Raw genomic sequence first — 20,553 nt, 5'->3', positions numbered from 1 at the left:
GCCGCCGCCGCACCGTCCGGGCCGGGCGGCCGCGGACCACCGCGACCGGGCCGGGGCGGCCCTCGGGACGGGTGCGCTGAGCGGGACCGGCCGGTCGGTGGGGGAGAGCGGGTCCGGCCGGTCGGTGGGGGAGAGCGGGTCCTCGGAGGCGGACGGCCCTCGGGGGGCGGGTGGTGCGGCTGTTGAAGGGGTGTTGAAACCGGCGGCGGCCCGTCGGTCGGCCGGTAGGGTTCGTGGACGTCCCGCCCGCCCGGCGCATATGCCCGTTCAGACAATCCGACATCTCACCCGCGCGGCCGCATGGCGATCGCGCCGGGTCACCGTCCGGTCTGAGAATCTTGCGGTGCGTGACCGATTCGTCACGCCACGGGACATTTGACCATCCGTCAGGAACCGTCGCTACCCGCCGAGAGGGGACCCGTCATGCCGCGCAGGCTCCTCCCCACCTTCCCCGCCCTCCCCGGCCTCCTGCTCGCCGCCGCTGCCCTGCTCTCCCTGCTGCCCGCCGCGAGCGCCCCGGCGGTGGGTGCCTCGGTCGCGGGGGCGCCGGCCGTGGACGCCCCGGCCGTGGGCGCGGTCGCGAACGTCCCGGCCGTGGGCGCGAACGTCCCCGGGTACGCCGCCGCCCGGCCCGCTGTCGCCCGGCCCGCCGACGACCCGCCGCAGCCCGACTACCCCTCCGCGGACGACGTCGCCCGGGCGCACGCCGACGCCGACGCCAAGGCCGCCGACGCCGGGGCCGTCGAAACCGCACTGGCCGCCGCCCGGGACGAACTGGAACGCGCCGGGCAGGCCGCCGAACAGGCCGTCGAGGCGTACAACGGCGCACTCGTCCGGCTCTCCCGTGCCGAGGCCGCCGCCAAGGCCGCCGCCACCCGCTCGGCCACCGCCGAGACCGCCCGGGCCGAGGCCGCCGACCGGGCCGCCGGGCTGCTCGCCGAGATCTACCGGCAGGGCGCCTCACCCCAACTCTCGGCCATCAACGCCCTGTTGGACTCGCACGGCACCGCCTCGCTGTCCGGCCGGGCCGCCGCCATCGGCATCGCCGGCGCCCAGACCCGGCAGATCCTCGACGACGCCACCGCCACCGCGAAGGCCGCCGCCCGGGCCGCCGCCGAGGCCCGCACCGCCGAGGCCGCCGCCCGCACCGCCGCCGGGACGGTCCGCACCGCCAAGGAGCAGGCCCAGCAGCGGGTCACCGAGCAGCAGGCCCGGGTCGCCGCGACCGCCACCCGCCGGGAGAAGCTGCTCGCCGAACTCGCCACCGCCCGCAACACCACCGTCGAACTCGAACGGCAGCGGCAGGAGGCCCTCGACGCCATCGCCGCCCGCGAGGCCGAGGAGGCCGCCCGCCGCGCCCAGGCCGAGGCCGAAGCGGCGGCGTCCGCCGCGTCCGCCGCCGAGAGCGCCCGGCACCACGCCGCCCCGCAGCGCGAGAGCGCCTGGTCGGCCGGCGGCTCCGAAGCGGCGCTCGCCTTCGCCCGCTCCGTCATCGGACTGCCCTACATCTGGGGCGGCGAGGGCCCGCAGGGCTACGACTGCTCCGGCCTGACCATGATGGCCTGGCGCCGCGGCGGCAAGCAGCTCACCCACTTCGCCGCCGACCAGTACGCCGAGTCCACCCCGGTCGGCTACGCCCAACTCCGCCCCGGCGACCTGGTCTTCTGGACCAAGACCGGCCGCGCCACGGACATCTACCACGTCGCCATCTACCTCGGTGACGACCAGATGATCGAGGCACCCCGCCCCGGCACGGCCATCAAGCAGGCCAGCCTCTGGATCATGGGCCGCCCGGACTTCTACGCCCGGCCGTGACGGACCGGCCCCGGCGATTCCCTCGACGTCCCACCGGGATACGGAGGGGGCGGTGGAGTCGGCGCGCCGAGCGGGGCCACCGGCTCCGGACCGGCGGAAAACCGGATGCCGGGGTTCAGGGGCCGTCGTACGGTGGCCCGATGGGCAACGACGCGCAGCAGGGCCCCCACCGGGGCATCGAGATCCGGCCGATCACCCACGAGGAACTGGCCGACTGGGACCGGGCGCTCGCGCTCGGGTTCATGCGCCCGCACGTCGCCCCGGCGACGGAGTGGCGGGAGCTGCTCTTCGAGCCGGGGCGGATGCTGGGCGCCTTCGACCACGACGGCCCGGCGGGGGCGGCGGACGGGCGGCCGCGCTGCGTGGCGACCTTCCGCAGCTTCGACACCGGGCTGACGGTGCCCGGCGGGGCACTGCTGCCGGTCGACGCGATCACCGCCGTCACGGTCAGCGCCACCCACCGGCGGCGCGGCCTGCTCACCGGCATGATGCGGCACGACCTGACCGCCGCCCGCGAGCGCGGCGCCGCCGCCGCGATCCTGATCGCCGCCGAGCACAACATCTACGGTCGGTTCGGCTTCGGTTCGGCCGTCCCGCTGGCCGGCTGGCGGGTCGACGTGCTGCGGTCGGGCGGCCTCCGGGCCGGGCTGCCCGTGCACGAGGGGCACCGGATCGACTTCGCCACCCTGGAGGAGTTCCGCAAGCACGGCCCCGAGCTGCACGAGCGCTGGCGGCCCACCCAGCCCGGCGCGATCGGCCGGTTCGAGGGCTGGTGGCGGCTGCGGGCCGGCGAGGTCGACCTGCCCGGCTTCGACTGGAAGCAGGGCTACACCGCCTTCCACCGCACCGCCGACGGCACCCTCACCGGCATGATCAACTACACCGTCGACGACAAGTGGGACGGCGCCTACCCCGACTGCCCGCTCACCGTCCGGGACTTCATCGCGCTCGACCGGGAGACCGCCAACGCGCTCTGGACGTTCGCCTTCTCCGTCGACTGGGTGCGCCAGGTCGTCGCCCCGCACCTCGGCACCGGCGACGTGCTCCCGCAGCTGCTCAACGACCCGCGCGGGGCCAAGCCGCACGAGGAGAACGCCGACTTCACCTGGCTGCGGCTGCTCGACCTGCCCGCCGCGTTCGCCGCCCGCCGCTACCAGGCCCCCGGCCGCCTGGTGCTGGACGTCACCGACCGGGCCGGCTGGACGGCCGGGCGCTGGGCCCTGGAGGCCGCCTCCGACGGCACCGGCCGGATCACCCCCACCGACGAGCCGGCCGACCTCGCGCTCGACGTCTCCCGGCTCAGCGCCCTCTACCTGGGCGGCGGCAGCGCGGCGGCCCTCGCCGACGCCGCCCTGCTCACCGAACTGACCCCGGGCGCGGCCGTCCGGGCCGACACCCTGCTGCACACCGCCCGCGCCCCCTGGAACCCGGACGGCTTCTGACCGGCGCCGACATCGGGTCGGTCCCCGGGACGCGGTTCGGGACAGACTGGCGGGCATGGGAGACCGCGCGAACTACGTCCTGCTGGACGGGGCCGGCGCCGTGCACGGGCCGTACGTGGACAAGTACGGCGCCGTCGGGCTCGACCTCGCGCTGCTGGCCGGCCCGGCCCGCACCGCCGAGCGGATCCGGGAGCTCGGGCCCGGCGGGTGCGGGTCCGGCGGCTCCGGCTCCGACGGGTCCGAGGGGTCCGACGGGTCCGGGCCGTACTGGCTGGACGACGTGTTCTGCCAGGGCGCGGTGCTGGTCGACCAGCCGCGCCGGGTCCTGCTGTTCTTCGCCTGGGAGGGCCCGAGCACCGATCCCCGGCTGCGCGCGGCCACCTTCGGACTGCTCCAGGAAGCCTGGCCCGGTTGGGAGTTGCGCTGGTGCCACGACGGCAACGCCGACCTGCGCCGGTACCTCGGCCTCGACCCGGAGGCCGTCCGCGACCGGGACGCGGGTCCGGTGCCGCTGGCCCTGCTCACCGAGTGGCAGGAGGTCGCGGCGGAGGAGCCCGCCGTCGTCGTGGTGACGGTCGGGTGCCACCGCTGCCACCTGCTCGCCGACATCGGTACCCACCCCGTCGCGGAGGGCCCCGCACTACTGCAACGCCTGGACAAGGCAACCGACTTCAGCCACTGCGAGGCCGCCGCCGACGCGGGCCTGCACCTCGACCCGGAACGCCGCACCCTCGGCTGGTGGACGCTCACCAACCTCCCCGAGCCGGAAGCCGTCCCGACCCGCTGGCCGGGCTGGACGGTGCAGCGCTGGGACGACGACCCGGCACGCCATCTGGCCGCCGCACCCGGCCTGTTCACCCTCCCGGTGGTCGACCCGGACGCGGCCAGGGCCGCCGTGCTGCGGGCCGCCGAGTACGGCAACCACCGGCGGGGCGAGTGGAGTTGAGCGGACCGCCGGGCGTCAACCACGCGGTGGCGTGATTCACCCCTGGGCGTGCCGAACACTCTTGCCGTGGCGTGGAGTTGGCGCGCCCCCGGCGCAACTCTTGCGTACCGGACGTGAGCTGGGGGAACGGGCCGAGGTGCGACCGCCCGGAGGGGTGAACGCGAATCCGGGGCGGGCGTCGCCGTTTGAATCTGACGGATCGACAGCTGCCTTGCCAGTGCCTAGCGTTCGGGTAAATTCGGGTCGCTCTCGGCAGAGCAGAGAAATGCCCCGGTGGGTGCAGCGAACACCCCCGGGGCGAGGTCGAAGCACCCTCTCCCAAATCAAGGGGCTTCGACATGTTCCACCTTAGCGCCTGGGCCGGACCCTGCATCGCCATCGCCGCGCTCTTCCTGGTCTTCGCCCTCGCCTGGTACCTCTCCGGTGCAGGAGACGCACCAACCGGCCGTCACCGCACGGGAGTTGAAATTCCCAAGGGTCGCCACCGGGCGAGTGCCACCCCCGCCGCCGCACCGACACCCGTCCGACCGCCGAACACCCTTCCGATCTGCTCCCGGTTCCGGCACCCGCTCTCCCCGCACGCGCTGCGCCGCACGATCATGCCCAGACTCCCGATCGTCCACGGCCCCGCCACCCGGATCGCCGTCCACCCCGCCTCCCGCCCGGCCGTCACCCCGCGCGTCATGCCGCTCTGGACCGCGTACGGGGCCGCTGCTCCGTCGGACCGGAACGAGAACGTGGCCTGATGCGGACGTCGGCCGGGTCCGGGGCGTCGCCGAAAGCGGGGAACCCGGGATTTCGGGCCGGGTTGCTGCTGGGCTGGTCTCGGTCGAATTGCCGCGTCCGACCGGGGCGGGGCACGCACGTGGGGGGTACGACTGTGAGTGACCGCATTCCGCCGGAGCGTTCCGGGGGCTGGCACGGTGCGCGCGGCGGAGGTTCGCGGGGGCCGACTCGTACGGCTGCCGCCCGCCGGGAGGAGTTGCGGACCCTGCCGGATCCGGGGGATCCAGGCGAGCCGACCGAGGGGAAGGAGCAGCAGATGCCGCAGAAAGAGCCGTCGGGATCGGGCAACAAGGGGATGGGCGGAGCACCCCCGCCGCCGCCCGGTCCGCGCAACCCCCCACCACCGAGCGGGAACCCGAAGCCGCCGGCCGACCCGCCGAAGGGCTAGGAGCCGACCGCTGCCGGGGCGGTCGGACGGGTCCGGCTTGCCGGCGGTGCGGGTGTGGGCGATCTCCCGGCGGGCCGATTCGCCTTGTGGGAGGCCGAGTTCGCGCTCGTTCGCTCACTGCCGGCCCCTGGGTGGAAGTTGGTGAGGTGCTGACCGAGTTGTCACAGCGCAGACCCGAATGGCAACTCGTGGTAACGAACACGGGGGGAGCATGGTCGAATCCATCCGCGCGGTCGGGGCCCGGCGGAACCGGCGGCGGTGGGTGTGGCTCGGGGTGGTCCTGCTCGTGGTGGGGGCGCCGGCCGGGTGGTACGTCGGGGGCGGGGCGGCACGGCCGTGTACCTGGGGAACCGCCTCGAACCGGTGGACGCCCCGGCGTGGGACGCCCTCGCCGCGTTCGCCCGGCACTCCGCCGAGCGCCACGGCTGTTCGGCGCCGGAGCTGCCCTGACGGCCCGCCGCCCTCCGGCGGGGGCAGGCGGGGATCCCGGGCCCCGGGCCCGGGGCGGCGTCACTTGACGATGGTCTTGCCGATGCTGGGCAGCACGAAGTCCTGGATCAGGCCCTTGGCGTCGCGGACCAGCGGGCGGAAGACCCGGTAGCGGGAGAGGTTGATCAGGCGGGCCACCAGGGGGGTGGAGCGCCTGACGAACTCGCGGGTGCGTTCGGTGTCGGGCGTGCGGTCGAAGACCCAGTACAGGACGACGACCATCAGGTGCAGCCAGAGCACGTCGGGCAGCAACTCGACCAGTTCGGCGTCCAGTTTGGGGGCCAGCTCGGAGCCCTGGAGCACGTCGCGGAAGAGTTCGACGGCGGTGGCCCGGGCGGGGTGGGACTCGTTGGAGAACGGGCTGAGCGAGCTGGTCGGGTCGGCGGCGGTGCGGAAGAACTGGGCGGAGAACTCGTGGTACGGGGCGGCGGTGTCGATCCAGGAGCCGATCGCGATCTGGAGGCGCTCGGCGAAGTCGCGGGTGTGTGCCATCCGGGCCTTGGCGTCGGCGGCGTGCTCGTAGGTCATCTGGTCGTAGAAGCCCTGGATCAGGAACTCCTTCGCCGAGAAGTAGTAGTAGGCGCTGCCGACCGAGACGCCCGCCTCGGAGGCGATCGCCCGCATGGTGGTCTTCTCGTAGCCGCGCTCCTGGAACAGCCGCATCGCGGTCTCCAGGATCAGTGCGCGGGTGGCCTCGCTCTTGTCGGTCTTCGGCTGGGCCCGGCCGCCCGCCAGTTCGCCGGAGGTGGGCAGGCCGGGGGCCTGCTCCGCGCTGTCGCCCGCGTCCTTCGCGCCGCCCGTGCCCACCGGGTGCTGCCGAGTCCGCTGCTGGCCGTTACCTGACACCTCGCCCCGCCTGATTCGCTTCCGTCGCGGTCGTCTACCCGTCCGAGCCTAGCCGGACCGGGACAACTCCGGATCGGGTGGGCGAATCGGAAGCCCGCCGACGTGCCCGGCGCCCCGGCGCCGGGTCGGTCGTGCGGGTACGCCGGCCGTCCGTCCGGCGTGTCGGGCACGGCGGACGGCGCCCTTCCGGTGGCCGGCGACAGGATTTCGAACGCGTTCAGAATCCTGTGGGAACGACTGTAGGGCACCGGTTCGGACACGCTCAACCCCGGCCGGTGGAAAGGCCCGTCGAAGCTCCGGCGGGCCCGCGGGGCGGGGCGGGCGGGACCCGGTGTGCGAGGCTGGCCGGATGGCCGCCCCCGACCGCACCCCGTCGCCGCCCCCGCTCCCGTCCCCGTCGCCGCCCCCGCTCCCGCCCGCCCTGCGCGAGGGCACCGCCGCGGACGCCGCCGCCGTCGCCCGGCTGTACCTCGCGAGCCGCCGCTCCGCGTACGCCGGGCTGGTCCCGGCCGGGGTGCTGGAGGCGGAGGGGCCCGAGCAGGAACTCCTCTGGGCGCTGCGACTGGACGCCGACTACGGGACGCCCGCCGACACCCCCGTCCTGCTGCTGGCCGAGCGGGACGGCGCCGGCGTCGACGGCTTCGCCTACCTGGTGCCGGACGGCGGCGAAGTCCGGCTGGAGCAGTTGCACGTCCGCCCCGGCCGCACCGGCGCCGGGATCGGCACCCACCTGCTGCGCGCCGCCCTGGAGCGCTTCCCGGGCGCGCCCGTCCGGCTGGAGGTGCTGGCCGCCAACCGGCGGGCGATCGCCTTCTACGAGCGGCACGGCGCCCGCCGGCTCGGCCGCGGCACCGCGCACTTCCCGGACGGGACGCAGCTGCCGCAGTACGCGTACGGGTGGAACTGACGCTTCGTCACTTGAGCTTCCGGGCAAGGGTGGTGGCTGCGAGAAGGGCCAGTGCGGCGGCGCAGCCGGGCAGCAGGTAGCCGGTGCCGGGCGCGGTGTGCTGGGCGAGCGCGCCGCCCAGGGTCGCACCGGTGGAGATGCCGACCAGGATCGCCGAGACCGCCAGCGCCATCCCCTCGGTCAACCGGTGGGCGGGCAGCAGGCGTTGGGCCAACGTCATGCCGCTGATCATGGTCGGCGCGGTGCCCGAACCGGCCGCCAGCAGGGCCGCCCCCAGCAGCGGCACGCCCGCCCCGGACAGGCCCGCCGCCAGCGGCAGCAGCATCAGTGCGGTCATCGCGCCGGTGCCCAGCGCCAGCCGCACCGCCACCGGACGGCGCGGCCGGAGCGTGCCGAACACCAGCCCCGACACGCAGGACCCGGCCGCCACCAGGGCCAGCAGTCCGCCGCCCGCCGACTGCCGGCCCAGCGCGTCGGTGTACGCGAGCGTGGTCACCTCCAGCGAGCCGAACAGCACCCCGGCGGACAGGAACACCGCGAGCAGCGGTGGCAGGCCCGGCGTCCGGAGCAACGCCCTTGACCGGGAGGGTGGTTGGACGTCCGATGGCAGGCGCGAGGCCGATGCCGGGCGCGGGGCCGATGCCGGGCGCGCGGCCGGCGGCGGTTCGGTGGCGCGCTGGGCGGCGAACAGCAGGGTGCCGGCGGTGCCCAGCGCCCAGGCGGCGAGCAGTCCGGCCTCGGGGGCGACGGAGGTGCACAGGACCATGCCGAGCACCGGGCCGGCCATGAAGCACAGTTCGTCCAGCGCCTGCTCCAGCGAGTTGGCCCGGTGCAGCACGGCCGGGTCCGCGCCGTGCAGGTGCGCCCAGCGGGCCCGGGCCATGCCGCCCAGGTCCGGGCTGCTGCCGGACAGCGCCCAGCACAGGAACAGCGTCCAGGCGGGCGCGCCGGAGTGCACGCACAGCAGCAGCGCCGCCGTCGGCAGCGCGGTGGCCAGCACGGCGGGCACCGCCACCCGGGCCTGCCCGAGCCGGTCCACCAGCCGTCCCAGCAGTGGCAGCAGCGCCGCGCCCGCCAGCACCCCGGCCGCGGAGACCGCCCCGGCCAGCGCGTACGAGCCGCGCCGGTCGGCGATCAGCACCACGACGCAGACGCCGTGCATCGCCAGGGCGAGCCGGCCGAGCAGTCCGGCGAGGGTGAAGGCCAGCGTGCCGGGGGCGGCGAACACCGGGCGGTAGCGGGTGAGCGGCAGTGACAAGGAGGGGCTCCAGGGTGGTGGGGGACGCCTCCAGCCTCGGGGGCGGGGGTGCGGGGCGTCCAACACCCGATCCGCCGCATTGACCGCTCTGCGTTGTTAATCTTTCGGGCGTGCCCCGAGACGTCCACCCCCGCCTGCTGCGCAGCTTCGCCACCGTCGCCGAGACCCTGCACTTCGGCCGGGCCGCCGAACGCCTGCATCTGGCGCAGCAGGCCGTCAGCCGCGACGTCCAGGCGCTGGAACGGGAGTTGGGCTGCGTGCTGCTGCACCGCACCACCCGCAGCGTCGAGTTGACCGAGGCGGGGGCCGCGCTGCTCCCCAAGGCGCGCCAACTGCTGGAACTCCAGGCCGAGATCACCGTGCTCGGCGAGAACCGGGCCCTGCTGGTCGACCTCAACAGCCAGGACTGGGGGCCCGAGCACGCCGCCGAACGGGTGCTCGCCGCCGCCCGCCGGCGCTGCCCGGAGGCCGAGCTGCTGGCCCGCTACTGCGGCGGACTCACCGCCGCCGCACGGGAGTTGGCCGCCCACCGGCTGGACGCCTCGTTCGGTCGGTACGCCGGACTGCCCGCCGCGGACCGGGCCCGGCTGGTGCACCTGCCGGTCCGGCTGGAGCCGATGGCGGTCTTCCTGCCGCCGCACCACCCGCTGGCCGCGCGGCCCGCCGTCCCGCTGGCCGCGCTGGCCGGGCACCGGGTGGACGTGTTCGCCGGGCAGCCCGCCACCGCCGAGTGGACCGACCTGGGCCTGCGGCTGCTGGCCGGGTGCGGGGCGCAGGCCGCGCCCGCGCGCACCCCGCCGGTCGGCGCCGCCGAGTTCGCCCGCCACCTGGCCCGGCACGGCGACCCGGTGCTGACCAGTGCCGGGGCGCAGGAGTTCCCGGGCGCGGTGGTCCGCCCGCTGGTCGACCCGGTGCCGCTCAGCCTGGTCGGCCTGGTGCACCGGCCGGGCGTGCGGCACCCGGGGCTGGCCGCGCTGCGCGCCTGCGCGGCCGAACTCGCCGCCGCCGAGGGCTGGTTGCGCCGCCCGCCGGGCAGTTGGCTGCCGGACGCGGACGCGGCGCTGCTGGGCGGCTGAGTTCCCGGGCGGGGCCGGGGGCGTCCGGTCGAGCGCGTTCGAGGGCCTCCGGAGTCGTCGAAGGGCGTCGAAGGGCGTCCGGAGACGGCGGCGCCCCCGCCGAGGGGGACGGCGGGGGCGGTACCGGGGAGGCCGCGCGGCGGCCGGGACAGGCGGGCTCAGGAGGCTCGCACGGCGGAGACGTCGAGGGTCAGCTTGACCTTCTCGCCGATCAGCACGCCACCGGTCTCCAGCGCGGCGTTGTAGGTCAGGCCCCAGGCGGTGCGGTCGACGCTGGTGCCGCCCTCGAAGCCGACCCGGTTGGCGCCGTACACGTCGGTGGCCGCGCCGGTGAACTCCAGGTCGAGGGCGACCGGGCGGCTGGTGCCCTTGATGGTCAGGTCGCCGTGCAGGCGGTAGGTGTCGCCGTCGACCCGCTCGGCGCTGGTCGACTTGAAGGTGATCTCCGGGTGCGCGGCGGCGTCGAAGAAGTCGCCGGTGCGCAGGTGTTCGTCGCGCTGGGCCTGGCCGGTGCTGATCGAGGCGACCTTGATCACCAGTTCGGCGGTGGACGCGGCCGGGTCCGTCCCGTCCAGGTGCAGCTTGCCCTCGTACTCGGCGAACTCGCCGCGGACGTTGGTGACCATCGCGTGCCGGACCGCGAAGCCGATCTTGGAGTGCGCGGCGTCGATGGTGTAGTCGCCGGTCAGGTGGGCCAGGTCCGGGCCCTGCGCGGTGGCGGCGGCGGCGGCCGGGGCGGTGGCGGCGGTGTTCTTGCTGCGGTTGAAGATGCCCATGACTTCTCTCCTCGGGACGGGGGTCGAAGCCGTTTGTTGAGGCTTCAACTTGTTCACGTGGTTCACCGTACGCCGATCTGGTTCAACTTTCAACTATGGAGGTGGAAGTCGTCCGAAGTTTCCCGGGGCCGCCGCGCACAGCGTTGTCCCCAGCCTGTGGACAAGGACGCGCCGCCCGCCCGGAAAACCGGGTGCGCCCGCCCGCCCCGCCGTCCACACTGGCCGCCGGACCCCCCGAACCCCACCCGCCTTGGGAGAGCTGTGCAGTCTGCCGTCACCGTGTCGCCGTCCCAGGTCCCCGAGCTGCTGCTCGGCCTCGCCACCGTGCGGCCGGTGTTCCTCTGGGGCGCGCCCGGCATCGGCAAGTCCTCGCTGGTCAACCAGTTCGCCGAGTCGCTCGGCCTGGAGTGCGTCTCGCTGCTCGGCACCCAGCTCGCCCCCGAGGACCTGATCGGCGTCCCGCAGCTCACCCCCGAGGGCCGCTCCCGGTTCTGCCCGCCCGAGACCATCGCCCGCGACCAGCCCTACTGCCTGTTCCTGGACGAGCTGAACGCCGCCACCCCCGACGTCCAGAAAGCCTTCTACTCGCTGATCCTGGACCGCCGGATCGGCAGCTACGAACTGCCGCCCGGCTCCATCGTGATCGGCGCCGGCAACCGCGCCACCGACGGCGCGCTCGCCCGCCCGATGCCGTCCGCGCTGCTCAACCGGCTGATCCACGTCCACCTGCGGGCCAGCGCCGACGACTGGCTCCGCTGGGCCGCCGGACACGGCGTCCACCCGTGGATCACCGACCACCTCACCGACCGGCCCGACCACCTGTGGTCCGCCCCGCCGAAGACCGAGGAACCCTTCTCCACCCCGCGCGCCTGGCACATGCTCTCCGACGCGCTGCACTCCTTCGGCCCCGGCATCGACGAGGGCACCCTCAAGGTGATCGCCCACGGCCTGCTCACCCCGGCCCACGCCGTCGCCTTCTGCGGCTACGCCAAGATCGTCCGCAACGCGTACGGGCTGGACGCGATCATGAAGGGCGACGCCTCCTGGCCGCACCGCGTCGAGGACCGCGACCTGCTCTACTACCTCGCCGACTCCTTCCGCGGCCGACTGGTCAAGGAACTGCCCGCCCGCAAGGAACACGCCTCGCCGACCGTCCGCCAGCACGCCTACCGCGCCAAGTCGCTGCTGGTGCAGCTCGCCGAGATCTCCGTCGAGGTCGCCCAGACCGTGATCGCCGACGGCTCCGACGGCAACCCCGTGCTGCCGTCCTGGTTCCTGATCGAAGCCGCCCGCGACCTGCCCCGCCTGGTCGAGGCCCGCCGGTGAACGGCCACCGCCCCGCCGGGGTCCGCCGATGAGCGGCCCCCGCCCCGCCGCCGAGCCGGAGAAGGGCGCGAAGCCCGACCCGGTCAAGGCCGCGTTCGCCGCCGGACTGGCGAAGGTCCACGGCAACCCCGCGCTCGACGCCGTCCCCGCCGGGCTGTGCGTCCGGGACGAGGAGGACTGCCCGCTGCACCCCGCCACCGGCTGGGTCGTCGCCGACTCGCACGGCACCCTGCACCACAACCGCCGCCGCCGCGCCGAACCCGAGGAATGGGCCTGGGCCCTCGCCCACGCCCTGCTCCACCTCGGCTTCGGCCACCTGCCCGCCGCCCGCGGACGCCGTTCCCAGCCCGATGCCGCCGACCTCGCCGCCCGCTGTGCCGTCGTCAACCGCTTCCTGCACACCTTCCCGATCGGCCGCGCCCCCGACGACCTGCCCGGCAGCTGGCCCGGCGGCGACGAGGAGGAACTCGCCGCCCGCTGGCGCCGCGACGGCGTCCCCGCCGAGTACCGGACCTGCGGCACCGGCGGCGACCGGCCCGACCAGCACCTCACCGCCTGGACCGACCCGCAGGACCCGGAGGACTGGACGCTCGCCTTCGCCCACGCCCTCACCCGCACCGTCTCCGCCGCCATGGACGTCGCCGCCGGCCGCCGCGAGACCCTCGACGGCGCCCGCCTCCCGCAGCGCCCCTGGGAACGCGCCCTCGGCTGGTTCGTCTCCAGCTACCCCCTGCTCGGCGGCCTCGCCGCCGGACTCACCCTGGTCGCCGACGCCGAACTCGCCCGCGCCCACGGCATCTCGATCGCCGCGGTCAACGCCGAAGCCGGCGAGATCTACCTCAACCCGCTGCGCCGCCACACCGACGGGGAATGGCGCTTCATCCTCGCCCACGAGATGCTGCACGCCGCCCTCCGCCACGGCGACCGCACCGGCGGCCGCGACCCCTACCTCTTCAACGTCGCCGCCGACTACGTCGTCAACGGCTGGCTGCTGGAGATGGAAGTCGGCGAGATGCCCGAAGGGCTGCTCCACGACCCGGAGTTGAAGGGCCTCTCCGCCGAAGAGGTCTACGACCGGATCGTCCGCGACCAGCGCCGGCTGCGCCGCCTCGCCACCCTGCGCGGCAAGGGCCTCGGCGACGTCCTCGGCGAACCGCTGCCCCGCGACGGCTCCCGCGGCTACGTCGACCTCGACGACTTCTACCGGCGCGGCCTGCAACAGGGCTTCGACCTGCACGTCCGCGACCGCGGACTGCTGCCCGCCGGACTCGTCGAGGAGATCCGCGCCCTCGCCCACCCGCCCCTGCCCTGGGACGCCCGGCTCGCCCGCTGGTTCGACGAGCACGTCCCCCGCCCCGAACCGCTGCGCTCCTACGCCCGCCCCTCCCGCCGCCAGTCCGCCAGCCCCGACATCCCGCGCGCCGGACGCCACCACCCGTATGAGGAGACCCCGCGCTGCACCTTCGGCGTCCTCCTCGACACCTCCGGCACGATGGACCGCACCCTGCTCGGCAAGGCGCTCGGCGCGATCGCCTCCTACGCCGCCGCCCGCGACGTCCCCGCCGCCCGGGTCGTCTTCTGCGACAGCGCCCCCCACGACGCGGGCTACCTGCCGGTCGCCGAACTCGCCGGCCGGGTCCGCGTCCACGGCCGCGGCGGCACCGTCCTGCAACCCGGCATCGACCTGCTCGCCCGCGCCCCCGACTTCCCCGCCACCGCCCCCCTGCTGATCATCACCGACGCCGCCTGCGACGTCCTGCGCGTCCCCCGCCGCGAACACGCCTACCTCGTCCCGCGCGGCGCGACCCTGCCGTTCACGCCGCGCGGGCCGGTCTTCCACCTCAGCTGAGAGCACCGCCAGGGGCCCGGGGAACGGCGAGTCCGTGCTGCCGGCGGCCGGAGCCCGTCGGAGGTCCGTGCTGCTGCGTGTCCTGAACGGAACCGGAAGCCGATGCGCCGGGCGGCAGCGCACCGCCCGCAGAGCCGGGCTCGCCGTTCCCCGAGCCCCTGGACGCGCGTCCGGCGGATCTGTCGGCGGGCCGATCTACGCTGGAAGGTCCCTGCGCCCGCCCACCGGAGGTCCGATGTACGTCCTGCACGCCCAGTGGCGGGCCGATGCGCGGCTCGGGCTGTGGGCGGAGGACGCCGGGGCGTTCGCCGGGCGGGTGGGGGAGGGGGCGCGGCACCCGTACGCCTGCCCGGCGGCCGGGGTCGCGGAGCTGCTGCGGGCGATCGGGCCCGGCCCGGCCTGGCTGGCCGAGCGGGGGGACGAGCGGTGGCTGACGCTGCGGCTGCCGACGCTCGGCTCGCGGCCGACCCCCTCGCCGGACCTGCCGGTCGGCTCCACCGCCCGGGGGCCGGAACTGCGGCCGTGGCGGGTCCCGGCGCTGCTGTTCGACCCGGCCGGGGCCGCGCAGCTGCTCGGCGAGCTGTTCGACCCGTACTGGCCCGGCACCACCGTCGAACTGCCCGGCGGCCGGACGGCGGAACTCGCGTACGGGGCGTCGCTGCGCTGGCTGACCGGCGTGCACGACCTGGCCTGGCGGCTGGCCGGTCGGGGCCGGGTGCTGCCCGCGCTGGTCGCCGAGGACGGCGGCTGGGCGGCCCGCTGGCGGCCCGCGCACCAGCCGGACACCCGCCGGGAGGCCCGCGCGCTGGCGGCGGGCTGCCCGCCGGTCGCCCGCGCCGAGGACGGCCACGAACCCACCGGCAGTGCCCTGTTCGAGACCGTGCTGGACGTCCTCACCGACCACGAGACCCGCGTCGCGCTCGGGGACGGCGCCCCGCCGCCGTCCCCCGGCGGCCCGGCCTGGCCGGCCGCCCTGCGCGGCCCGGACGCCCGGCTGCCCGCCCCGCCCGACCCCGCCGAGGTTTCCCGGCTCACCGCCGCCGCGGCCGGCACCGCCCCGCTCGGGCCGGTCCGGCTCGCCTTCCGCCTCGCCGAACCGCTCGGCACCGCCGCCGACGACCCGGACGCCACCGTGGTGGACGAGAACTGGCGGCTGGACGTGCTGCTCGCCCCCGTCGACCGGCCCTCGCTGCTGCTGCCCGCCGCCGAACTCTGGTCCGGCGGGCCCGGTGCGGCCGCCCTGGCCCGGACGGTCGACGACCCGGCCGCCGCCTACCTCGCCGAACTCGACCGCGCCGCCCGCCTGTTGCCCGGACTACGGGCCGCCCTGCACCGCGCCCGCCCCACCGGGCTCGACCTCGACCGGGCCGGTGCGCTCGCCTTCCTGCGCGACAGCGCCCCCGCACTGGCCGCCGCCGGACACGGCGTCCTGCTGCCCGCCTGGTGGCAGCGCCGCCCCCGGCTCGGCCTCGCCGCCACCGCGCACGCCGCGCCCGCCCCCGGCTCCGTCCAGCGCGCCGCCCAGGCCGACCGGGACGCCGTCCTGGACTTCCGCTGGCAGCTGGCCATCGGCGAACAGCCGCTCACCCGGCAGGAGTTGGAGGAACTCGCGGCCGCCCAATCGGGCCTGGTCCGGTTCCGCGGCCAGTGGATCGAGGTGGACGCCGGACAACTCGCCGCCGCCCTGCGCTTCCTCGCCGACCGCCGCGACGACCCCCGGCTGGACGCCGCCGCCCTGCTCCGGCTCGCCGCCACCGACGGCGCCGTCGTCGACGGCCTCCCGGTCACCGCCGTGCACGCCGAGGGCCCGCTCGGCGACCTGCTGGCCGGCCGTCTCGGCCGCCTCCCCGGCGCCCACCGCACCCCGCCGCCGCCCGGCTTCGCCGGCACCCTCCGCCCGTACCAGGAACGGGGGTTGGCCTGGCTGGACGCCCTGGGACGGCTCGGCCTCGGCGCCGTCCTCGCCGACGACATGGGCCTCGGCAAGACCGTCCAGACCCTCGCCCTGCTCGCCCTGGAGCACGCCCGCGGCGCCCGCGGCCCCGTCCTGCTGGTCTGCCCCACCTCCCTGGTCGGCAACTGGCAGCGCGAAGCCGCCCGCTTCACCCCCCGGCTGCGCGTCCAGCTCCACCACGGCCCCGACCGCACCGGCCCCGACCCCACCGCCGACCTGGTGATCACCACCTACGGCGTCCTCCAGCGGGACGCCGCCGCGCTGCGCGCCGTCCACTGGCGGCGGGTCGTCGCCGACGAAGCCCAGCACGCCAAGAACCGCGCCGCCCGCCAGTCCCGCGCCCTGCGCTCGCTGCGCTCCGGTCCCCGGATCGCCCTCACCGGCACCCCCGTCGAGAACCGCCTCGCCGAACTCCACACCGTCCTCGACTTCGCCAACCCCGGCCTGTTCGGCAGCCCCGAGTCCTTCCGCGAGCAGTACGCCGTCCCGATCGAGCAGTCCGGCAACCGGGACGTCGCCGCCCGGCTCCAACGGCTCACCGCGCCCTTCCTGCTGCGCCGCCTCAAGAGCGACCCGGAGATCGGCCGACAGCTCCCCGCCAAGCAGGAGTTCACCGTCCGCTGCGACCTCACCCCCGAACAGGCCGGCCTCTACCAGGCCGTCGTCGCCGACCTGCTCGACCGGCTCGGCGGCATCCGCGGCGTCGAACGCAAGGGCGCGGTGCTCGCCGCCCTCGGCCGACTCAAGCAGGTCTGCAACCACCCCGCCCAACTCCTGCACGACCGGAGCCCGTTGGGCGGCCGCTCGGGCAAGGTCGAACGACTCGTCGCGCTGCTCCGGGAGGCCCTGGCGGAGGGCGACCGGGTCCTCGTCTTCACCCAGTACGCCGAGTTCGGCGCCCTGCTCCAGCCCCACCTGCGCCGCCGCCTCGGCGAACCCGTCCTCTACCTGCACGGCGCCCTCACCGCGCCGCGCCGCCAGGAACTCGTCGACCGCTTCCAATCCCCGGACGGGCCACGGGTGTTCCTGCTCTCCCTGAAGGCCGGCGGCACCGGACTCAACCTCACCGCCGCCAACCAGGTCATCCACCTCGACCGCTGGTGGAACCCCGCCACCGAGGACCAGGCCACCGACCGGGCCCACCGGATCGGCCAGCACCGCGAGGTCCAGGTCCGCAAGCTGGTGTGCACCGGCACCATCGAGGAACGCATCGCCGAACTCATCGACACCAAGCGCGAGTTGGCCGGTACGGTGATCGGTTCCGGCGAGAACTGGCTGACCGACCTCCCCACCGAGCAGCTCCGCGAACTGCTCACCCTCGCCGCCGACCCGACCGGAGCCTGACCGCCGTGGACCAGCCGATCGACCAGTGCCTCGACACCTTCTGGCAGGGCGGGTTCACCCTCCGGGACACCCCGCCCGAACCCCCCGCCCCGCCCGACCTCCCCCCGGACCTCGCGGAACTCCTCGCCCCGCTCTACCGGCACCTGACCGCCGAGTAGGGCTTCGCCCCGAGCCCCTGATCGTGCGCCCCCGCTCATGCGGTGTCGAGGAAGTTCCTCACCAGCGAAGCGAATTCGGCCGGAGCGTCCACCCACGGCCGGTGCCCCGCGCCGGGCAGGACGGCGAGGCGGGCGTTCGGGTGGAGGGCGGCGACCAGCCTCGCGGGGGCGGTGCCGATCATCCCGTCCAGCCCGCCGGCGACCACCAGGACCGGCACCGACACCGGCACCGGCCGGGCCTCGCCCGAGCCCGCGTAGAACGCCTCCCGCATCCAGGGTGCGGCCGGCAGCAGCCCCGGGTTGAACGCCTCCGCGCGGGTCCGCTCGTCCCAGCCGCCCCAGAAGAACGGGGTGATCCGCCGGACCAGCTCCGGCGTGGACTCCGCGCCGCCGGCCAGCAGGGCGTCCGCCTCGGCGGCGTCCCGGTACCAGGGCTCCGCCGCGCGGGCGGCCCGGACCGCGGCGATCTCCGCCGGGTCGGGCTCCCGGGCCGCCCGCCCGACGGGGGCGACGAGGGTCAACGAGCGCACCCGGTGCGGGAACTCGGCGGCGTAGCGCTGCGCGGTGAGACTGCCCGCCGAGTGGGCGAGCAGGTCGAGGCGCGCCACGCCGAGGTGCTCCCGGAGGGCCTCCACGTCCGCGGCCTGGGCGCCGAACGCGCAGCTCGCCCGGTCGGCGGGGGCCGCCGAGCGGCCGCAACCCCGGGGGTCGAACCGGACCAGCCGGCGGTGGGCGTCCAGCCCGCCGAGGGTGCCGAGGTAGCGGGCGTCCATGCCGGGCCCGCCGGGGACCGCCACCAGGGGCGCCCCGTCGCCGAGCCGGTCGTAGTGGAGGGCCGTTCCGTCGGGCCCCCGGAAGATCGTCATGATCAGGATGGTGGCACGCCCCCGCCGCGCGGGGCGCGGGATTTCACCGGGCCCGGAGCAGGCCGTGACCGTCGAGCACCGCGCGCAGCCCGTCCGCGTCCCGGTGGTGGTGGCCGCACATGCCGAGGGCCGCCGCGGCGGTGAGGTGGCCCGCGGTGTCGTCCACGAACAGGCACCGCCGGGGCGGGACGCCGGCCCGTTCGGCGGCGGCGAGGTAGATCCGGGGATCGGGCTTGGCCGCACCGACCCGGGCCGAGTTGACCACCGCGTCCACGGCACCGTCCAGCCCGAGCGCGGCCAGGTCCGACTCCAGTCGGTCGGTGCCGTTGGAGACCAGCACCACGGGCACGTTCCGGCGCACCGCCCCCAGCAGCGCCAGCACCTCCGGGTCCACCCGGGACGGCTGCCGCCCCCAGTCCGCGACCACCGCCCGGGCCCGCTCCACCGAGCCGCAGACTCCCGCCAGGTCCGCGGCGACCAGGGCCCGCCACTCCCCGTCCCCGACCTGCCCCGTGACGGCGGGCAGCAGCCGCTCCGGCCGGAAGGCGGCCCCCGCGAGGGTGCCGGGCGCGAGACCGTGCGCCCGGTCGACGTCCGCGAGGTCCGCCCAGCGCCGCAGCACCCCGTCCAGGTCGCACAGCACCGCGCCGATCCGCCGCTCCGCCATCCCGCCCGGCCCTCCCGCTTCCGCCCGATGTGTCCGCTCGTGCCAGCCAAATCCCTTGCTGGCGCCGGAAGTTATCCACTCTCACCCTACTTCTCCGGACGGCCCCCCGCGCCGCCGGGCACAATCGCTTCCGTGTCCTTCCACCCCCGGCAGCGGCGCACCCTGCTCGCCTGCGCCGCGCCGCTCGACCGCTCGGTCGAGCGGATCGCCGAAGTCTCCTCCGACGCGCGGGAGTTCGACCGCGAGGAGATCTACCGGCTGACGGACGTGTGGGACAACAACACCGCGGCCCCCCTTCGCGGCCGCCGCCGCCCGCTTCCGCTGGGCCCGCTCGCTCCGGGCCCGCTGGGCGCTGCGCTGGATGGCCGACCTCGGCCCCGAAAGGCGGGCCCGGGTGATCGAGCAGAGCGCCGCCGCGGGCGTCCCGGTCGAGCGCTTCCTGCGCCGGTCCGCACCCGAGCCCGCCGCCGGCCGCCTCGTCTTCGACCCGCACCCGACCGCCACCGGTACGCCCGGCCCGTACTGAGCGGCGCGTTCGCAGCTGCTAGCAGGCTGCTTGCAATTGCAAGCGGGGCGGTGCAGACTGCCCGTATGGCGTCACTGAACGTGGGCTCGCTCGGCGAGTACATCCGGGAGCAGCGGCGGAGCGCGCAGTACTCGCTGCGGCAGCTGGCCGAGGTCGCCGGGGTGTCCAACCCGTACCTGAGCCAGATCGAGCGCGGGCTGCGCAAGCCCAGCGCGGAGATCCTCCAGCAGATCGCCAAGGCGCTGCGGATCTCGGCGGAGACGCTCTACGTGCAGGCCGGGATCCTGGAGGAGCGGGACGGCGCGGAGCCGGGCCTGCGGGCCGCGATCCTGGCCGACCCGCTGATCAACGAGCGGCAGAAGCAGGCCCTGCTGTCGGTGTACGAGGCGTTCCTGAAGGAGAACCAGGCCGCCCGCCCGGCGGAGCCCGCGTGAGGGGCCGGCCCCCGGCCCGAAGAACGAACCAGCACCGAACGACCAGAGCAGCGTGACCGAGCCCCGCGCGACCCGACCGCGCGGCGGCTCCCGACCGGGAGGACCCGACATGCCGATCAGCGACGAGTTCAAGAAGACCCTCACCGACCCGACCCCGCTGTACGCGCTGGCCGGCGCCGGTGACCTCGCGTACGAGAAGCTCCGCGAGGTGCCCGCCCAGCTGGAGGCGCTCGCCGCCGACCGCAAGGGCACCCAGGAGAAGGCCGCCGCCGCCCTGCAGGACGCGGGCGCCGCGCTGGTCGGCGCGCAGGCCAAGGTCACCGAGGCGGTCACCGCGCTGCCCACCGACGTGAAGGAACTCCAGGCCAAGGCCCAGGAGTTCGCGATGCAGCAGGTCGGCCGGGCGCTGGAGTTCGCGGTGAAGGCCAAGGAGGTCTACGACGAACTGGCCGTCCGCGGCCGCACCGTGGTCGACGCCGCGGGCGTCGCCCCGAAGGACGCCGCGCCGGAGGACGCCGAGGCCGGCCCCGAGGCGGAGGCGGACGTGGTGGTCGAGGAGGTCGTGATCGCCGAGGTCGTGGTGGACGAGGAGCCCGCCGCGCCTAAGAAAGTGTGGGGTAATTAGCTGATTACTGATCGTTGAGGTCGTCGGCGAGGCGGCGTGCTGCTTCGGTCTCGATGGGGCCGCGTGGCTCGATCT

18 protein-coding genes are annotated in these 20,553 nt (G+C 75.7%); 13 read left to right on the top strand and 5 right to left on the bottom strand.

Features of this window, described 5'->3' with window-relative positions:
- Positions 1-423: 423 nt before the first annotated feature.
- From ACWEO5_RS32730 to ACWEO5_RS32715, 4 genes are all read left to right on the top strand, one after another.
- The gene (locus tag ACWEO5_RS32730; protein ID WP_452165779.1) at positions 424-1,815 is read left to right on the top strand and encodes a C40 family peptidase; all 1,392 of its coding nucleotides are present in this window, start codon (positions 424-426) and stop codon (positions 1,813-1,815) included.
- A gap of 140 nt (positions 1,816-1,955) precedes the next feature.
- Entirely contained in the window at positions 1,956-3,257 is a 1,302-nt protein-coding gene (locus ACWEO5_RS32725; protein WP_452165778.1) for a GNAT family N-acetyltransferase, read from the top strand.
- Positions 3,258-3,312: 55 nt separating this feature from the next.
- On the top strand, positions 3,313-4,203 hold the full coding sequence (locus ACWEO5_RS32720) for a hypothetical protein (RefSeq protein ID WP_452165777.1): 891 nt from the start codon (positions 3,313-3,315) through the stop codon (positions 4,201-4,203).
- 338 nt (positions 4,204-4,541) lie between these two features.
- The gene (locus ACWEO5_RS32715; RefSeq protein WP_452165776.1) at positions 4,542-4,949 is read left to right on the top strand and encodes a hypothetical protein; all 408 of its coding nucleotides are present in this window, start codon (positions 4,542-4,544) and stop codon (positions 4,947-4,949) included.
- 938 nt (positions 4,950-5,887) lie between these two features.
- Here ACWEO5_RS32715 and ACWEO5_RS32710 read toward each other — a convergent pair.
- A complete protein-coding gene (locus ACWEO5_RS32710; RefSeq protein WP_344557834.1) occupies positions 5,888-6,712 on the bottom strand; it encodes a TetR/AcrR family transcriptional regulator in 825 nt (274 codons plus the stop codon).
- A gap of 349 nt (positions 6,713-7,061) precedes the next feature.
- On the opposite strand from ACWEO5_RS32710, the gene ACWEO5_RS32705 reads away from it, so the two are divergent.
- The gene (locus ACWEO5_RS32705) at positions 7,062-7,619 is read left to right on the top strand and encodes a GNAT family N-acetyltransferase (RefSeq protein WP_452165775.1); all 558 of its coding nucleotides are present in this window, start codon (positions 7,062-7,064) and stop codon (positions 7,617-7,619) included.
- Positions 7,620-7,626: 7 nt separating this feature from the next.
- Here the strand turns inward: ACWEO5_RS32705 and ACWEO5_RS32700 are convergent, their stop codons facing one another.
- Positions 7,627-8,877 (bottom strand): MFS transporter, encoded by a 1,251-nt coding sequence (locus tag ACWEO5_RS32700; RefSeq protein WP_452165774.1) that lies wholly within the window; start codon positions 8,875-8,877, stop codon positions 7,627-7,629.
- Positions 8,878-8,987: 110 nt separating this feature from the next.
- Between ACWEO5_RS32700 and ACWEO5_RS32695 the strand changes: the two genes are divergently transcribed.
- Positions 8,988-9,953, top strand: a complete 966-nt coding sequence (locus ACWEO5_RS32695) for a LysR family transcriptional regulator (RefSeq protein WP_452165773.1) — start codon at positions 8,988-8,990, stop codon at positions 9,951-9,953.
- A gap of 158 nt (positions 9,954-10,111) precedes the next feature.
- On the opposite strand, the gene ACWEO5_RS32690 is transcribed toward ACWEO5_RS32695, so the two are convergent.
- Entirely contained in the window at positions 10,112-10,729 is a 618-nt protein-coding gene (locus ACWEO5_RS32690; RefSeq protein ID WP_452165772.1) for a YceI family protein, read from the bottom strand.
- Positions 10,730-10,990: 261 nt separating this feature from the next.
- On the opposite strand from ACWEO5_RS32690, the gene ACWEO5_RS32685 reads away from it, so the two are divergent.
- From ACWEO5_RS32685 to ACWEO5_RS32670, 4 genes are all read left to right on the top strand, one after another.
- Positions 10,991-12,055, top strand: a complete 1,065-nt coding sequence (locus ACWEO5_RS32685) for an ATP-binding protein (protein ID WP_452165771.1) — start codon at positions 10,991-10,993, stop codon at positions 12,053-12,055.
- 28 nt (positions 12,056-12,083) lie between these two features.
- Complete coding sequence (locus ACWEO5_RS32680) at positions 12,084-13,904, top strand: vWA domain-containing protein (RefSeq protein WP_452165770.1); 1,821 nt, start codon at positions 12,084-12,086, stop codon at positions 13,902-13,904.
- Between the two features lie 235 nt (positions 13,905-14,139).
- Entirely contained in the window at positions 14,140-17,202 is a 3,063-nt protein-coding gene (locus tag ACWEO5_RS32675) for a DEAD/DEAH box helicase (protein ID WP_452165769.1), read from the top strand.
- A 5-nt stretch (positions 17,203-17,207) separates the two neighbouring features.
- Positions 17,208-17,360 (top strand): hypothetical protein, encoded by a 153-nt coding sequence (locus ACWEO5_RS32670; RefSeq protein ID WP_344557851.1) that lies wholly within the window; start codon positions 17,208-17,210, stop codon positions 17,358-17,360.
- Positions 17,361-17,395: 35 nt separating this feature from the next.
- Here the strand turns inward: ACWEO5_RS32670 and ACWEO5_RS32665 are convergent, their stop codons facing one another.
- Together ACWEO5_RS32665 and ACWEO5_RS32660 are read right to left on the bottom strand one after the other, a co-directional pair.
- Positions 17,396-18,226, bottom strand: a complete 831-nt coding sequence (locus ACWEO5_RS32665; RefSeq protein ID WP_452165768.1) for an alpha/beta fold hydrolase — start codon at positions 18,224-18,226, stop codon at positions 17,396-17,398.
- 43 nt (positions 18,227-18,269) lie between these two features.
- Positions 18,270-18,893 (bottom strand): HAD family hydrolase, encoded by a 624-nt coding sequence (locus tag ACWEO5_RS32660; protein WP_452165767.1) that lies wholly within the window; start codon positions 18,891-18,893, stop codon positions 18,270-18,272.
- A 361-nt stretch (positions 18,894-19,254) separates the two neighbouring features.
- Here ACWEO5_RS32660 and ACWEO5_RS32655 point away from each other — a divergent pair, with 361 nt between their 5' ends.
- The 3 genes from ACWEO5_RS32655 to ACWEO5_RS32645 all read left to right on the top strand — a co-directional run bounded on the left by ACWEO5_RS32655 (position 19,255) and on the right by ACWEO5_RS32645 (position 20,478).
- A complete protein-coding gene (locus ACWEO5_RS32655) occupies positions 19,255-19,419 on the top strand; it encodes a hypothetical protein (RefSeq protein ID WP_452165766.1) in 165 nt (54 codons plus the stop codon).
- A 65-nt stretch (positions 19,420-19,484) separates the two neighbouring features.
- Positions 19,485-19,853, top strand: a complete 369-nt coding sequence (locus ACWEO5_RS32650; RefSeq protein ID WP_344557859.1) for a helix-turn-helix domain-containing protein — start codon at positions 19,485-19,487, stop codon at positions 19,851-19,853.
- 109 nt (positions 19,854-19,962) lie between these two features.
- Positions 19,963-20,478, top strand: a complete 516-nt coding sequence (locus tag ACWEO5_RS32645) for a hypothetical protein (protein WP_452165765.1) — start codon at positions 19,963-19,965, stop codon at positions 20,476-20,478.
- The last annotated feature ends 75 nt before the right edge of the window (positions 20,479-20,553 follow it).

Source organism: Kitasatospora sp. NPDC004272 (genome assembly GCF_053603035.1).
This window is presented reverse-complemented; position numbering and strand designations above follow the sequence as displayed.